This is a genomic window from Streptomyces sp. NPDC031100 (assembly GCF_055570785.1).
The window spans coordinates 129,833-145,244 of record NZ_JBVIGN010000002.1 but is presented as its reverse complement, the minus strand read 5'-3'; the positions used below and the strand labels follow the sequence as shown (position 1 = coordinate 145,244).

At 69.2% G+C, this 15,412-nt stretch carries 14 protein-coding genes; 2 read left to right on the top strand and 12 right to left on the bottom strand.

The window, feature by feature from the left end; translation table 11 throughout:
• Positions 1–8: 8 nt before the first annotated feature.
• The 3 genes from ACZ5DS_RS04980 to ACZ5DS_RS04970 form a co-directional block, all read right to left on the bottom strand.
• Positions 9–1,061, bottom strand: a complete 1,053-nt coding sequence (locus ACZ5DS_RS04980) for an ABC transporter substrate-binding protein (protein WP_468234212.1) — start codon at positions 1,059–1,061, stop codon at positions 9–11.
• A gap of 62 nt (positions 1,062–1,123) precedes the next feature.
• On the bottom strand, positions 1,124–1,987 hold the full coding sequence (locus ACZ5DS_RS04975) for an ABC transporter permease (RefSeq protein ID WP_468234210.1): 864 nt from the start codon (positions 1,985–1,987) through the stop codon (positions 1,124–1,126).
• Positions 1,977–2,792 (bottom strand): ABC transporter ATP-binding protein, encoded by an 816-nt coding sequence (locus ACZ5DS_RS04970; RefSeq protein WP_468234207.1) that lies wholly within the window; start codon positions 2,790–2,792, stop codon positions 1,977–1,979. Before ACZ5DS_RS04970 ends, ACZ5DS_RS04975 begins: the two co-directional genes overlap by 11 nt.
• A 159-nt stretch (positions 2,793–2,951) precedes the next feature.
• Here ACZ5DS_RS04970 and ACZ5DS_RS04965 point away from each other — a divergent pair, with 159 nt between their 5' ends.
• Positions 2,952–3,644, top strand: a complete 693-nt coding sequence (locus tag ACZ5DS_RS04965; RefSeq protein ID WP_468234204.1) for a response regulator — start codon at positions 2,952–2,954, stop codon at positions 3,642–3,644.
• Positions 3,645–3,664: 20 nt separating this feature from the next.
• On the opposite strand, the gene ACZ5DS_RS04960 is transcribed toward ACZ5DS_RS04965, so the two are convergent.
• The 6 genes from ACZ5DS_RS04960 to ACZ5DS_RS04935 all read right to left on the bottom strand — a co-directional run bounded on the left by ACZ5DS_RS04960 (position 3,665) and on the right by ACZ5DS_RS04935 (position 10,694).
• Entirely contained in the window at positions 3,665–5,257 is a 1,593-nt protein-coding gene (locus tag ACZ5DS_RS04960) for a solute symporter family protein (RefSeq protein ID WP_468234201.1), read from the bottom strand.
• Positions 5,254–5,802, bottom strand: a complete 549-nt coding sequence (locus ACZ5DS_RS04955; protein ID WP_468234198.1) for a DUF485 domain-containing protein — start codon at positions 5,800–5,802, stop codon at positions 5,254–5,256. The genes ACZ5DS_RS04960 and ACZ5DS_RS04955 overlap by 4 nt, the downstream gene beginning before the upstream one ends.
• Positions 5,803–5,871: 69 nt before the next feature.
• A complete protein-coding gene (locus ACZ5DS_RS04950) occupies positions 5,872–6,561 on the bottom strand; it encodes a response regulator transcription factor (protein WP_468234195.1) in 690 nt (229 codons plus the stop codon).
• Positions 6,558–7,709 (bottom strand): sensor histidine kinase, encoded by a 1,152-nt coding sequence (locus ACZ5DS_RS04945; protein ID WP_468234192.1) that lies wholly within the window; start codon positions 7,707–7,709, stop codon positions 6,558–6,560. The genes ACZ5DS_RS04950 and ACZ5DS_RS04945 overlap by 4 nt, the downstream gene beginning before the upstream one ends.
• Entirely contained in the window at positions 7,706–8,227 is a 522-nt protein-coding gene (locus ACZ5DS_RS04940; protein ID WP_468235087.1) for a DUF1453 domain-containing protein, read from the bottom strand. Before ACZ5DS_RS04940 ends, ACZ5DS_RS04945 begins: the two co-directional genes overlap by 4 nt.
• 343 nt (positions 8,228–8,570) lie before the next feature.
• Positions 8,571–10,694: a DNA gyrase/topoisomerase IV subunit B gene (locus tag ACZ5DS_RS04935; protein WP_468234189.1), complete on the bottom strand. Its 2,124-nt coding sequence runs from the start codon at positions 10,692–10,694 to the stop codon at positions 8,571–8,573.
• Positions 10,695–11,134: 440 nt separating this feature from the next.
• Between ACZ5DS_RS04935 and ACZ5DS_RS04930 the strand changes: the two genes are divergently transcribed.
• A complete protein-coding gene (locus ACZ5DS_RS04930) occupies positions 11,135–11,365 on the top strand; it encodes a DUF7455 domain-containing protein (protein ID WP_468234186.1) in 231 nt (76 codons plus the stop codon).
• Between the two features lie 98 nt (positions 11,366–11,463).
• Here the strand turns inward: ACZ5DS_RS04930 and ACZ5DS_RS04925 are convergent, their stop codons facing one another.
• The 3 genes from ACZ5DS_RS04925 to ACZ5DS_RS04915 all read right to left on the bottom strand — a co-directional run bounded on the left by ACZ5DS_RS04925 (position 11,464) and on the right by ACZ5DS_RS04915 (position 15,312).
• The gene (locus ACZ5DS_RS04925) at positions 11,464–12,324 is read right to left on the bottom strand and encodes a serine protease (protein WP_468234184.1); all 861 of its coding nucleotides are present in this window, start codon (positions 12,322–12,324) and stop codon (positions 11,464–11,466) included.
• A gap of 122 nt (positions 12,325–12,446) precedes the next feature.
• On the bottom strand, positions 12,447–13,991 hold the full coding sequence (locus ACZ5DS_RS04920) for an RNA polymerase sigma factor (RefSeq protein ID WP_468234182.1): 1,545 nt from the start codon (positions 13,989–13,991) through the stop codon (positions 12,447–12,449).
• A 433-nt stretch (positions 13,992–14,424) separates the two neighbouring features.
• The gene (locus ACZ5DS_RS04915) at positions 14,425–15,312 is read right to left on the bottom strand and encodes a FadR/GntR family transcriptional regulator (RefSeq protein ID WP_468234180.1); all 888 of its coding nucleotides are present in this window, start codon (positions 15,310–15,312) and stop codon (positions 14,425–14,427) included.
• Positions 15,313–15,412 lie beyond the last annotated feature (100 nt).

Below are 15,412 nucleotides of genomic sequence, written 5' to 3'. Positions count from 1 at the left end.
TTCGTGCCTTACTTGGCGGCGTTGACGAACTCGGTCGTGTAGGTCTTGCTCAGGTCCACCTTGGCGTTCTTGATGTTGGGGTTGAACGACTTGAGGACCTTCTCGACGGTCTCGGGGCCGTTCGCGGGCATCACGCCGTCCTTGGTGAACATCGGCAGCGTGCTCTTGATCGCCTGGGCGTACAGCGTCTTGCTGCCCTGGGAGTAGTCGGCGGGCATCTTGGCGGCGATCTCGTCCGCGCTGTGGGTGGACATCCACTTGAGCGTCTTGACGAATGCATTGGCCAACTTCTGGACAGTGTCCTTGTGGCTGTTGACCCAGTCCGTCTGCATGTACAGGCTTGACGACGGGTACGGGCCGCCGAGCGCCTCCTGCGAGCCTTCGGGCGTCCGCATGTCGAGGAGGACCTTGCCCGCCTTCTTCGACAGGATCGTCGCGACCGTCGGGTCGGTCGTCATGCCTGCGTCGATGGAACCGTTCTGGAGCGCCGCGATGAACGTGGGGCCGGCTCCCACGGCGACCGGGCTGAACTCGTTCACCTTCACGCCGTTCTTGACCGCGAGGTACTTGGTGAGGAAGTCGGTGGAGGCGCCGAGACCGGTGACACCGAGCTTCTTGCCCTTGAAGTCCTTGGGCGACGTGATGTCGCCGGCCTTCTTGGTGGAGACGACCTCCACCTCGCCGGGCGCCTGCGAGAACTGCACGACGGATTCGACGGCCTTGCCCTTCGTCTGGAGATCGAGGGTGTGGTCGTAGAAGCCGACGGCTCCCTGGACCTGTCCGGAGACGAGCGCGGTCTCGGCCTGGACGCCGGCGGGCTCGCTCAGCAGCTCCACGTCGAGGCCCTCGGCGTCGAAGTAGCCGAGCCGCTGGGTGAGCATCGCGGGCAGGTAGATGACCTTGTCCAGGCCACCGACCATGATCTTGACCTTCGTGCCCTTGCCGTCGCCCTTGCTGCCGGTGGAGGTGGTACTCGCCACGTCATTGGCGCAGGCGGTGAGGGAGGTGAGGGCGAGCAGGCCGGTGGCGGCGAGCGATGCGTATCTGGCGGTCTTGCGCATGGCGGTTCACGTCCTTGTGAGAGGGCGGTGCGGGGAGGACGGGGGGTGGCAGGAGGGGGCGTTCAGTGCCCGGAGTTGGTGGACTTCCAGCGGAAGATGCGGCGTTCGGCGAAGGTGAGCAGCCCCTCCGCGACGAGGGCGACGACCGCGAGGATGACCATCGCGGCGTACACGCCGGCGGAGTTCAAGGTGCCCTGCGACTGGGCGACGAGCAGGCCGATGCCCTTGGTGGCGCCGATGTACTCGCCGACGATGGCGCCGATGAGGGCGAAGCCGAAGCTGACGTGGAGGCTGGTGAAGATCCAGGAGGTGGCCGACGGGATGACCACCTGGAGGGTCACCTGGCGGTCGCTCGCACCCAGGATCCGAGCGTTGGCGACCAGGTTGCGGTCGACTTCACGGGATCCCTGGAAGGCGTTGAAGAACACCGGGAAGAAGACGAGCACCACCGCCGACGCGACCTTGGAGGCAGGGCCCAGCCCGAACCAGATCAGGAAGATCGGAGCAAGGACGATCCTCGGTATGGAGTTGAGCACCTTGATGTATGGACCAAGGAGGTCGGCGAGGAAGGCGATCCGGCCGAGGGCGATACCGAAGAGGACACCGGCCGCGACACCGATGATCCAGCCGAGGAGTGCCTCGTACAGCGTGTACCAGATCTGCTCACCCAGGGATCCGAGCGACGTCCCGTGCAGCATCCACGAGTAGATCTGGTTCCAGATGTCCGAGGGCATCGAGAAGTTGAACGGGTCGATGACCTTGGTCCGGGACAGCGCCTCCCACAGGCCGAGCACGGCCACCAGGAGCAGCACCCGGGCGGCCGCGACGGCCACCTTGCGTCTGCGGGCGGCCTGGGCCCGCGACCGCGCGCGGTCCGGGGTCTTGGCGGTCTCGACGACCGGCGTGGTGATGACCTCAGGCGACATGGGCGGCACCCCTCTCGCGGGTGATGCGGACCTCTTCGCCGAGGGACTCCCAGATCTCGCGGTAGATCTCGATGAACCGCGGCTCCAGGCGGACGGACTCGACCTTGCGCGGCCGGGGCAGGTCGATGTCGAAGACCTGCTTCACCGTCGCGGGTCCGGCGGTCATCACGACGACCTTGTCGGCCAGCGCGATGGACTCCTCCAGGTCGTGGGTGACGAAGACGACGGAGGCACCCGTGCCCTCCCACAGCTCCAGCAGCTCGTCCGACATCAGCGCCCGGGTCTGCACGTCGAGCGCCGAGAACGGCTCGTCCATGAGCAGGATCTCGGGGTCGTTGACGAAGGTGGCGGCGAGGGCGACGCGCTTGCGCTGCCCGCCGGAGAGCTGGTGCGGGTAGCGGTCCTCGAAGGCCGCGAGCCCGACCCGGGCCAGCCATTCCCGGGCCTTCTGCTTGGCCTCCGCCTTGGGCACTCCCCGGAAGCGCGGGCCCGCCATCACGTTGGACAGGACCGTCCGCCAGGGGAAGGTGGCGTCCTGCTGGAAGACGAAACCGACCTTGTCGCCGACGCCGTCGACCGGCTGCCCGGCCACCAGCACCTCGCCCTCGGTGGGCTCCTCCAGGCCGCTGACGAGGGTCAGCGTGGTGGACTTCCCGCAACCGGTCGGCCCGACGACGGCCACGAACTCGCCGCGCTGCACGGTGAGGTCCAGGCCGCGCACGGCCGTGTGCAGACCCCCCGACGGGGTCTTGAAGGTCTTGCTCGCGCCCCGTAGCTCGATGGCGGGGCTCGTGTCTGCGCTCATGGGCCGGGACGGTAGGTGTGGCCCCGGCCACAGCAGCAGTCTTGTGAGCACAAGCCGTTCTTTTGCTCGCAAGAACCTGTTGTGCTCATTTTGCTCGCGCTACAACTGCGGAGCACGAAACACGGGCTTAACGCTCGCCGGCCTTGAAGGAGAGGCCTGATGATTGACGTCCTGGTGGTGGACGACGACTTCCGCGTCGCTGAGATAAACGCCAAATACGTGGGGAAGGTTCCCGGCTTCCGGGTGACCGCCCGCGCGCACAGCGCCGCCCAGGCGCTGGCGGCCGTCGAGCGCGACGCCATCGACCTCGTCCTGCTCGACCACTACCTGCCGGACCGGACCGGCCTCGAACTCGTCCACCGGATGCGGGAGCAGGGCCACGGCACCGACGTCATCATGATCACTGCGGCCAGCGATGTGACGACCGTGCAGCAGGCGATGCGCCTGGGCGCCCTGCACTACCTGGTCAAGCCCTTCACCTTCGCCGCCCTGCGCACCCGCCTGGACTCCTACGCGGCCCTGCGCCGCACCGTCGACCGCGTGGGCGGCCGGGGTCTGACCGGCCAGGAACAGGTCGACCGGATCTTCGGCGCCCTGCGCACCTCCCCCGCCCCGTCCGCGCCGGGCCTGCCCAGCGGCCATTCGGAGCCCACGACAGACCTCATCTGCGGCGTCCTGCACCGCGCGGGCCACCCGATGTCGGCCCACGAGGTCGCCGCCAGAACCGGCCTGAGCCGCTCCACGGCCCAGCGCTACCTCCGCCACCTGGAACAGGCGGGCCGCCTCCGCCTCTCCCTGAGGTACGGCGACACCGGCCGCCCGGAACACCGGTACGCATGGGTGGCGCCGTAACCGGCTGTACGGCCGCGCGCCTAGGCGGCTCCCGCCCCGGTCAGCGACCGCACCTCGGTCTCCGCGTACTTGGCGTCGTCCGCGGCCTCGTCCGAGGTGACCGTGCCCAGCCAGCCCGCGAGGAAGCCGAGCGGGATCGAGACGATGCCCGGATTCTGCAGGGGGAAGTACTGGAAGTCGACGTCCGGGAAGAGCGAGTCCGGGCTGCCGGACACCACCGGTGACAGCAGCACCAGCCCGAGCGCCGGGACCAGACCGCCGTATACGGCCCACACCGCGCCGCGCGTGGTGAAGCCCCGCCAGAACAGCGAGTACAGCAGCACGGGCAGGTTGGCCGACGCGGCCACGGCGAAGGCGAGGCCGACCAGGAAGGCGACGTTGAGGTCGCGAGCCAGTAGGCCCAGCGCGATCGCCACGACGCCGATGCCGACCGCCGCGATCCGTGCCACCGCCACCTCGCTGCGGCCCTTGGCGTGCGGCCGCCGCAGCGACGCATACAGGTCGTGCGCCACGGCCGCCGAGGAGGCGAGCGTGATCCCGGCGACCACGGCCAGGATCGTGGCGAAGGCGACGGCCGCGACGACCGCGAACAGAACCGTTCCCCCGGTGGAACCGGCGCCGCCGCCCACGTCGAGGGCGAGCAGGGGTACCGCCGTGTTCCCGGCCGCGTTCGAGCGGCTCACGGCGTCCGGCCCCACCAGGGCGGCTGCCCCGAAGCCCAGGACGATGGTCATCAGATAGAAGCCGCCGATCAGACCGATGGACCACACCGCCGAGCGGCGGGCCGCCCGCGCGGTCGGGACGGTGTAGAAGCGGGACAGGATGTGCGGCAGCCCCGCCGTACCCAGCACCAACGCGAGCCCCAGGCTGATGAAGTCGAACCGGGCGGTCCAGCTCCCGCCGTACTTCAGTCCCGGCGCCAGGAACGCGGTCCCATGGCCGCTGCGCTCCGCGGCCGTGAGCAGCAGCCGGTCGGGGTCCCCGTGGAACCGCACCAGCACCAGCACAGTCAGCACGACCGTCCCGCTGAGCAGCAGGACCGCCTTCACGATCTGGATCCAGGTGGTGGCCCGCATCCCTCCCAACGACACATAGATCACCATCAGAGCGCCGACCCCGATGACCGTCCAGGCCTGCGCCTCCTCACTCGTCCGCCCCAGCAGCAGCGCCACCAGGCTGCCCGCGCCCACCATTTGCGCCACCAAATAGAGAACGGACACCGTGACCGAGGACGTTCCCGCCGCGATCCGCACCGGCCGCTCACTCATCCGCGCGGCCACCACGTCGGCCAGGGTGAACCGCCCACAGTTGCGCACCAGTTCCGCCACCAGGAACAGCACGACCAGCCAGGCCACGAGGAAGCCCACCACATACAGCATCCCGTCGTAGCCGAACAACGCGATGAGCCCGGTGACCCCGAGGAAGGATGCGGCCGACATGTAGTCACCCGCGATGGCAAAACCATTCTCCATCGGGGAGAAGAGCCGCCCGCCCGCGTAGAACTCCTCCGCCGAGCCGCGCCGCCTGCGGCTCACCCACGTCGTGATCCCCAGGGTGACGGCCACGAACCCGCTGAACAGCAACAGCGCCAGCATCTGGTGATCGCCGGTCACGAGGCACCTCCCCGGGCTCCGCGCGTCAGTTCCTGGGTGTCCCAGCGCAGCTCCAGCGCGGCCCGGTCCCGGCGCAGCCGGGCATGCCGGGCGTACGCCCAGGTGAGCAGGAATGTGCTGAGGAACTGCCCGAGCCCCGCCAGCATCGCCACGTTCACCGCCCCCACCACGGGACGGGCCATGAGCCCGGGCGCGGTCGTCGCGGCAACCACGTACCCCACGTACCAGACGAGAAAGGCGGCAACCCCCGGCACCACGAACCTTCGGTACCGGCTGCGCACCTCCTGGAACGCCTCGCTGCGCTGCACCTCTACGTACACGTCACGAGCGCGAACCTCCGGTCCGTCCTGCTCCTCGCGCGCGGCGGGCACGGGCCGTGCCGGCATGCCGGTGCCGTCCAGCTCGCCCCAGCCGGAGGCCAGTGCGTCGTACCAAGGGTCCTCGTACCTCACGTCGCGGGAAGCGGCGCCGGGGTCTTGTCGACTCTCGGCCGCACTCCCGGAACCGTCCCCGGCTCCCTGGTCACGGCCGTTGCTTGACTGCATGCCCAAGGATGGACAGATCGGTAAGATCCCTGACTCTTCTTCCTCCGGCTCTTCACCCCATCAGGTGATTCACTCCGTGTGTGGCCGCACCAGCCCCTTCCCGTACGCGTACCGCACCGCCTGCGCCCGGTCCTTGACGCCCGTCTTGGCGAAGAGGTTGTTGATGTGCGTCTTCACGGTCGCGGTGGACACATGCAGCTTGCGGGCGATCTCCTGGTTGCTCAAGCCCTCGGCGATCAGCACCAGTACCTCCGTCTCCCGCGTGGTCAGCCCGTCGGGCGCCGCGGCTGCAGCCGGGCCGGGTCCGGGCTCGGGTTCCGACAGCCTTTCCAGCAGCCGACGTTGAATGCTGGGCGACAGTCCGGCATCCCCCGACAGGACGCTCTCCACGGCGCGCACGATCTCGTCGCCGCCCGCGTCCTTGGTGAGATAACCCCGGGCTCCGGCGCGCAGCGCAGGGAACAGCGACTCGTCGTCCGCGTACGTGGTGAGCACCACCACCTGGGTCCCCGGGTACTCCGCCCGGATCCGCCGCGTGGCCTCCACGCCGTCGCAGCGGGGCATCCGCAGGTCCATCAGGACCACGTCGGGGGCGAGTTCCCCGACCAGCCGCACCGCCTCCTCACCGTCCCCCGCGGAACCCACGACCTCCACACCGGGCAGCAGCCCGAGCAGCATCACGATGCCTTCCCGGACCACCGTCTGGTCGTCGGCGACCACCACCCGCGCGGGCTTCTTCTCCCCCTCCGTCTCCGTCATACAGGCACCTTCAGCGTCACCATGAACCCCTCCTCGGCCGGCCCCGCGTCCAGCGAGCCGCCCAGCAGTTCGGCGCGCTCCCGCATCCCCAGCAGACCGTACCCGCCACCGGACCCGGTGAGTTCGCCCGGCCGACCGCCCGAGTCCCGTACGTCCAGCGTCACTTCGTGCTCCCCGTAGTCGAGTCGCAGGTGCACCTTGGCGCCGTGGGCGTGCTTACGGACGTTCGTCAGTGCCTCCTGCGCCACCCGGCGCACGGCCTGGGACGCCTCGGCCGACAGGTGTCTGCGCTCACCCGTGACGGTGACCTCGGCGCCGTCGGCCGCACTGACGAGTTCGGTCAGGTAGTCCTCCAAGGGGGTCAGCTCCCCACGCAGCGCGGACAGCGCCTGCCGGGTCTCGGCGAGGCCGTCGCGAGCCATGCCCCGGGCGGCCACCACCCGCTCCAGGATCTGCTCCCGGTCGGCGCCGCGCTCGATCAGCAGCCGGGCCGCCTCGAGATGTACGAGCTGTGCCGAGAGACTGTGGGCCAGCACATCGTGGATCTCCCGGGCGATCCTCGCCCGCTCGCCCAGCGCCGCCGACTCCGCCTCGGCGGCCCTCGCGGCCCGCTCCTGGGCGAGCAGCCGCTGCGCACTGCCCCGGGCCTCCGCGTCCAGTCGCAGGACATAGCCGGCGAGGGCCATGCCCGCCACGGTCGCCGCCGTGGTCAGCCACACGTCGTTGTTGAAGGCGGAGTACGAGGCCAGCGCCACCGACGTCACGGGCAGGGCGGCTCCCAAGGGGAGTCTCTCCAGGGCGGCGATCCCGCACCCGCACCAGATCATCAGGGCCGGTCCTCTGAACCCCGTGGCCTGGGCCGCGACCGCTATGCCCAGGAGCACACTGATGAGCACCAGCGAGGGCACCAGCCGATGTGCGTAGGTCGTGCGGAAATAGCCCCAGGAGAGGAGACCGGCCAACAGGACGACCGCAGCGGCGGCAAGCGCGCCCCAGATGCCGACGTGCTTCTGGCTGAACGCACCCCACAGCAGCAGGGCGATCACCAGCATCCTGACGGCCCAGGCGAGCATGCGCCGAGACCGGGAGATTCCCGCACGGCCGAGCGCCTCACGCGACGGCCAGCGCGTCCAGGCGTTCTCCGTCATGCGCGCTCCGTCCACGCCGACCGCACGTCGTCACCGTACGCCGGGACCGGGTGACTCGCGGAGCCCACCGCCTGCGCCCGCCAGGCCAGGATCCCGGCACGGACCAGCAGGGTGCCGGCGAGGCCGAGCATCAGTGCCGAGCTGTCCTGGTGCACGCCAGCCACGCTACCGAGGGCGAAGACGCCGACCCGCAGGGCTATGCCGACGATCCATACGACGACGCTGGCCTTGGTGCTCTTAGTCCACACGACTCCGTCGGGTGCCGTCCAGATCCGCGTGGTCCAGGCCCAGCCTGCGCCCGTGGCCAGGCCGATGAGCACCTCCACCGCGAGCAGCGCGGCGGATGCGGTGCGGTGGTGGGCGTCGAGTATGCCGGGCTCGCGCAGCGCGACGACCGCGAGGATCACAGGCAGCAGCCACCAGCGCCGGTCGGTGTCGATCGCACGGGCGCGGAACTGGCGCGCGATCACTATGGCGACGACGGCCACGATCACCAATGCGTTGACGAGCCCGGACATCACTGCCTCCGTCACGAGAAGGTGGTGTCGGAAGCGAGCGCTGCCGACGCCTTCGAAGTTACGGAAATGCGCAGGTCAGGAGATCGGAGCGGGGGTGGATCACGGGTGGAATCCTGCGACCGGCCGGCCTCCACCCATGGGTGGAGAAGCCTGTGGTGAGGCCTGAGGTGCGGGCCGCCGCGCCGCTGGTCGGCCGCGCCTGCCGGCCAGGGGCGGGGTCAGGGTCGGGGTCGGGGTCGGGGTCGGGGTCGGGAGGCAGCCTGGCGGCACAGCCAACGGACACGCTTCGGCCGACCGGCCCACTCCCAGTGAGCAGCCCGGTCGGCCGAAGCCCGCTCAGCGGCTACGCGTCGATGCGCGAACGGTCCAGTGTCGCCGCCGAGCTGGAGATGAACTCCTTGCGCGGCGCCACGTCATTGCCCATGAGCAGGTCGAAGACCTGTTCGGCGGCCTCCAGGTCGGAGAGGTTGATCCGGCGCAGGGTGCGGTGGCGCGGGTCCATCGTGGTCTCGGCCAGCTGGTCGGCGTCCATCTCGCCCAGACCCTTGTAGCGCTGGATGGAGTCCTTGTACCGGATGCCCTTGCTCTGGAACTCCATGAGCTTGTCGCGCAGCTCACGGTCCGAGTACGTGTAGACGTACTTGTCCTGGCCCTTCTTCGGCTGGATCAGCTCGACGCGATGCAGCGGCGGCACCGCGGCGAAGACCCGGCCCGCCTCGACCATGGGGCGCATGTAGCGCTGGAACAGCGTCAGCAGCAGGCACCGGATGTGGGAGCCGTCCACATCGGCGTCGGTCATCATGATGATCTTGCCGTAGCGCGCCTGGTCGATGTCGAACGTACGGCCCGACCCGGCTCCTATGACCTGGATGATCGCGCCGCACTCGGCGTTCTTGAGCATGTCGGTCACCGACGACCGCTGTACGTTGAGGATCTTGCCCCGGATCGGCAGCAGCGCCTGGAACTCGGAGTTCCGGGCCAGCTTCGCCGTACCGAGCGCGGAGTCGCCCTCGACGATGAACAGCTCACTGCGGTCGACGTCGTCGCTGCGGCAGTCGGCGAGCTTGGCCGGCAGGGACGAGGACTCCAGAGCGGTCTTCCGCCGCTGGGCGTCCTTGTGCTGGCGGGCCGCGACACGCGTACGGGCGGCGGCGACCACCTTCTCCATGACGACCCGGGCCTGGGCGGCCGCGTCCCGCTTCGTGCTCGTCAGGAACGCCTTGAGTTCCTTGGTGATCACGTTGAACACGATGCGGCGGGCCGCCGAGGTGCCGAGCACTTCCTTGGTCTGGCCCTCGAACTGCGGCTCGGCCAGTCGCACCGTGACGACCGCGGTCAGGCCCTCCAGGGCGTCGTCCTTGACGATGTCGTCCTCGGCCACGCGCAGCATTTTCTTGGCGCGCAGCATCTCGTTCAGCGTCTTGGTGACGGCCTGCTCGAAACCGGCGACGTGGGTGCCGCCCTTCGGGGTGGCGATGATGTTGACGAAGGACCTGAGCGTCGTGTCGTAACCCGTGCCCCAGCGCAGCGCGACGTCGACGCCCAGCTCACGCGTCACCTCGGTCGGGGTCATCTGGCCGTGCTCGTCCAGGACCGGGACGGTCTCCTTGAAGGTGCCATGACCGGTGAAGCGGAGAACATCGCAGACCGGCTTGTCCTTCGCCAGGTACTCGCAGAACTCGCTGATGCCGCCGTCGAAGCGGAAGGACTCCTCGCCCTTGCTGCCGCCCTCACCGAGACCGAACTCGTCACGGACGACGATCGTCAGGCCCGGCACCAGGAAGGCGGTCTGCCGGGCGCGCTGGTGCAGCGTCTCCAGGGAGAGCTTGGCGTCCTTGAGGAAGATCTGCCGGTCGGCCCAGTACCGCGTGCGCGTGCCGCTGCGGGTCTTGGGGATCTTCTTGGCCTTGACCAGGCCGCTCTTGGCCTCGAACTTCGCGCTCGGACCCTCGCCCCGGAAGACACCCGGCACACCGCGCCGGAAGCTGATGGCGTGGGTGTGGCCGCCGCGGTCCACCTCGATGTCGAGACGGCCGGAGAGCGCGTTGACCACGGAGGCACCCACGCCGTGCAGACCGCCGGAGGCGGCGTAGGAGCCTCCGCCGAACTTGCCGCCGGCGTGGAGCTTGGTCATGACGACCTCGACGCCGGACAGGCCGGTCTTGGGCTCCACGTCCACGGGGATGCCGCGGCCGTTGTCCCGTACCTCGACGGAGCCGTCGTCGTGGAGGATCACCTCGATGTGGTCGCAGTAGCCCCCGAGGGCCTCGTCCACGGAGTTGTCGATGATCTCCCACAGGCAGTGCATCAGACCGCGGCTGTCGGTCGAGCCGATGTACATGCCCGGGCGCTTGCGCACGGCCTCGAGGCCCTCGAGGACGAGCAGGTGCCGCGCGGTGTAGTTGGAACCGTCCCGGTCTGCTCCTGCCAGCAGCGCTGTGGACGGCACGGACGTATCGGCGGTCACGCGGTTCGCTCCTCGCTGAATTTCAGGTAACCCCCTTCTGGGTAGGGGGGCGGCTTCGGTCGCCGCTCAGAGGGTACCGAGGCCTGGTAGAGCCGTTGTAACGCCACCCTCGTCGGGAACTCAGCCTAGTCCAGACTCGCATGCATGTTCGATCCCTCGATGGAGTGAAGTACATATCACGTTCCATTGGAGGCATGAACCATTTAGGCTCCGGGCACGTCCTCATGAACAACCGGCAACCCGGCCGGGAGGACGTTGAACCGAAGACAGCGCGAAACCGTAAGCACAAAGAGACGCACTACGGCACATTCGCCGCCAACCGGCAGCAAACAGCCGCCCCGGAAAGATTTTTTCGAGGAAAAGCCGCAAGCGGGAACGTTTTCGGGCTGGTTGGATGTTGACCCTGGTACGACAGCTCGTCGAGCTAGAGAAGAGGCGACGTGACTACTGTTCTGACCCCCGCGAGCCACCTGACGGCCGCCGATCGCTGCGACCGCTGCGGCGCCCAGGCATACCTGCGCGTCGTGCTGCTCAGCGGCGGAGAACTGCTCTTCTGCGCCCACCACGGCCGCAAGTTCGAGCCGGAACTCAAGAAGATCGCCGCTGAGATACAGGACGAGACGGAGCGGCTGACGTCCGTTCCGGGCACCGCTTCCGACGACGAGCGCTGATTCTCGCACCACGACGAGCCAGCGCCGGCACAGGCCGGTGAACGGGCGGCCGCTCCTCACCAGGAGCGGCCGCCCGCATTCATGCCCTATGGCCGTGCTCAGGAGCCCCTGTGGCGCCGCTGCGGGTCCGTAGCGGCCGCTCCCAGCGTGCGCAGGACGTCGGATACGCGTGTGTACACACCGGGGCTGCCCGGCCGGCCACAGCCACTCCCCCAGGACACGAGCCCGATCAGCCGCCCCGAAGCCACCAGCGGGCCCCCGCTGTCGCCCTGGCAGGCGTCCGGCCCACCCACGGCCTCTCCGGCACAGAGCATGGAGTCGGCCTGGTAGGTGCCGTCGGGACCGCCCGGGTAGGCGCGGGCACAGAGATCGTCGGACAGCACGTGCATGCGTGCGGCATGGAGACGGCGCGCATAGGCGCCCCCGCCTGTCGTGTCACCCCACCCGGACACCAGGGCTTCCGTCCCTGCGCGGTAGGCCGGGTCGCCCGCCGAGGCTGTGGACACGACAGCACTCTGCGGCAGCGGCTCGGCAAGTGTGAGCACGGCGAAGTCACCGGCGTTGGACGCGGGGTCGTAGTCGGGATTGACCACGGCGTCCCGTACGGAGATCTCTGCCCCCTCGGAGGACAGCAGGTCTGTTCGGCCCGTGATGACCTTGAGGTCGCGCACCCGGTTCGGAGGCGCCCCCAGGACGTCGTCGGCCATGCAATGGGCCGCGGTGAGCACGGTGGTCCGCGAGACCGCCACCCCGCCGCAGAACTGCCCCGCGCGCGTACCCCCGAACCGGTCACGGCTGGAGAGCGCCACGGTCCACGGAGCCTGGGAGACATCGATCGGAAACCCCCCTACGACCACACTGTCGGCGGCCACGGAGGCCGCTCCCATCAGGGGTATGGCGGTCATGGTGGCCGCCAGGGCCAGCGGCCGGATCAGAGTCCGGACAACAGAACGGCGCATGCATGCTCCTCACTCTGGGATGGGTACCGGAACACCCAGAGTCATCCAGAGCACGGCTGCGCGCAGCACGAAGGCCCGGCCCCCGCGAGGGGAACCGGGCCTTCGCCGCCGTAGACGCGGGACTAGTCGAGGTAGTCGCGCAGCACCTGCGAACGCGACGGGTGGCGCAGCTTCGACATGGTCTTGGACTCGATCTGACGGATGCGCTCACGCGTCACGCCGTAGACCTTGCCGATCTCGTCGAGGGTCTTCGGCTGACCGTCGGTGAGACCGAAACGCATGGAGACGACGCCGGCCTCGCGCTCGGACAGGGTGTCCAGAACGGAGTGCAGCTGCTCCTGCAGAAGCGTGAAGCTGACGGCGTCGGCGGGGACGACGGCCTCGGAGTCCTCGATGAGGTCACCGAACTCGCTGTCGCCGTCCTCACCCAGCGGGGTGTGGAGCGAGATGGGCTCACGGCCGTACTTCTGGACCTCGATGACCTTCTCCGGGGTCATGTCGAGTTCCTTGGCCAGCTCCTCCGGGGTGGGCTCGCGGCCCAGGTCCTGGAGCATCTGGCGCTGCACGCGCGCGAGCTTGTTGATGACCTCGACCATGTGCACCGGGATACGGATGGTGCGGGCCTGGTCGGCCATGGCGCGGGTGATCGCCTGACGGATCCACCAGGTGGCGTACGTGGAGAACTTGTAGCCCTTGGTGTAGTCGAACTTCTCCACCGCACGGATCAGACCGAGGTTGCCCTCCTGGATGAGGTCCAGGAAGAGCATGCCGCGGCCGGTGTAGCGCTTGGCCAGGGAGACCACCAGACGGAGGTTGGCCTCCAGGAGGTGGTTCTTGGCGCGGCGGCCGTCCTCGGCGATGATCTCCAGCTCGCGCTTGAGCTTGGGCGCCAGCTTGTCGGCGTTGGCCAGCTTGTCCTCGGCGAACAGACCCGCCTCGATGCGCTTGGCCAGCTCGACCTCCTGCTCGGCGTTGAGCAGGGGGACCTTGCCGATCTGCTTGAGGTAGTCCTTGACCGGGTCGGCGGTGGCACCGGCCGCAGCGACCTGCTGGGCGGGCGCGTCGTCCTCGTCCTCGTCGGACAGGACGAAGCCGGCGCTCTCGGCACCCTCGGGCTCGTCGGCGACCTTGGTGTCCTCGAGGACCTCTTCCTCGAGGAGTTCGGCGTCGTCCTTCTTGGCCGTGGTCTTCTTGGCGGCCGTCTTCTTGGCGACGGTCTTCTTCGCGGCCGCCTTCTTGGCGGTCGTCTTCTTGGCTGCTGCTGCCTTCTTGGCGGGTGCGACGTCCTCGGCGGGGTCGTCGGCTGCCGGGGCGGCGGGCACGGCCGGCGCGGCCGTGGTGGCGGTGGCCTTCCTGGTGGTCACCGTCTTCGCCGCGACCGTCTTGGTGGCGGTGCGCTTCGCCGGGCTCTTCGCTGCGACGCTCTTTCGGGTGCGCTTGGGCTCTGCTGCACTGACCATCAGCGTCACACCCTCTTCCTCAAGGATCTGGTTGAGGCTGCGCAGTACGTTCTTCCACTGAGTGGCCGGAATCTGGTCGGCTTCGAAGGCCCGACGCACATCGTCGCCGGCGATCTGCCCCTCAGCCTTTCCCCGCTCAATGAGAGCCATGACAGAGACGGACTCGGCGATCTCCGGCGGGAGCGTACGGGATGTGCTGGCCGACACGAACAACCTCTCGGAACGTTGGAAAACGGCTTCCGGCCCCATCCACAGCGGACAGGAGCCGACCACCGGCCTGGGGATGGGCCGACGGAGCGGGCGGGGGCCGGGAAGATACACAGCGCCTGTCATGGCGTCCGTATTCCCTCCGCGGCTGTCACCTCTTAGGTCATCGCGTTGCTCCCGCGAGCGTTACGCCCAATCTGCGTGGCCCGAGTCACACCCCGTAAGCGGTCAAAAGCGGTCAGACATGGGCGGAGGAGATCGCCGAGGTGCCGATCGGGACCGCTCGGCTGCCCGGCGGCCCGCCGCGCCGCCGGGCCCCGCCGGATTCCCAAGGATCCGACGGGGTCCGGCGACGGCCGGTTCCTGGGCCCGGCTGCGCCACGAGAACCGCGAGAACGCGGCACACTGGCGACCGCACCGCCTTCGGTACGAGTCAGTGCTCGCGCGGGGCCGGAACCACGCGCTCCACCTCAGGGTGGACGGTGAGCAGTTGACGCATGGCCGCCTCCGCCGCCGTGCCGTCCCCGGTGCCGAGCGCGTCGACGATCCGTGCGTGCAGCGCGAGGTGGGCCTCGTTCGGCCGGTCACAGCCCGTGACCGGGCCGCCGGAGACCTGCAGGGCGGCCGAGACGATCCCGGAGAGGTGCTCCAGCATGCGGTTGCCCGCGATCTGGATGAGCAGCGTGTGGAACTCGGTGTCGGCCCGCGAGAAGGTCAGCGCGTCGCCCTGCGCCATGGCATGGCTCATGATCTCGACCATGTCGGACAGGCGCTGCTGCACCTCCTCGCGCCCGTGCCCGGCGGCGAGGCGGGCGGCGAGCGGCTCGATCGTCCAGCGCAGCTCGCTCAGCTCCCGGCGCTGGTCGTCGCGCTGCGGCCCGAAGGCCCGCCATTCGATGATGTCCGGGTCCAGGAGGTTCCAGTCGCTGACGGGACGCACGCGCGTGCCGACGTTCGGTCGGGCGCTGACGAGGCCCTTGGCCTCCAGGACGCGGAGGGACTCGCGGACGACGGTGCGGGAGACCTCGAAGCGCTGGCCGATCTCCTCGGGCACCAGCGGGCGGTCCGCCCCCAGGTCTCCGGAGACGATCATCTGACCCAGCTGCTGAACGAGTTGGCCGTGCAGTCCGCGTCCGCGGCTGCCCGCGGCACGCCGGCCCACCCGGCCCAGCTCCGGGTCCGCTCCCTCCCAGGCGGGCGCTCCGACGCGGTCGGCCACCGGGGCCTCGGCGTAGGGGTAGCGGTCGAGTTCGCCCGGGCCGGTCAGACCAGAGTCTGCGGAGCGGGCGGCGGTCATCATGGTGTGCGCAAGGGTACTCACGGATCCTTTGTCGGCGTCGTCTCCAACTCCCTTGAGGTCTTTGGTGAAAAGCACACGAAAGGGTGATCGCTCACCCCGTCGCAATTGACGCCTTATCGGA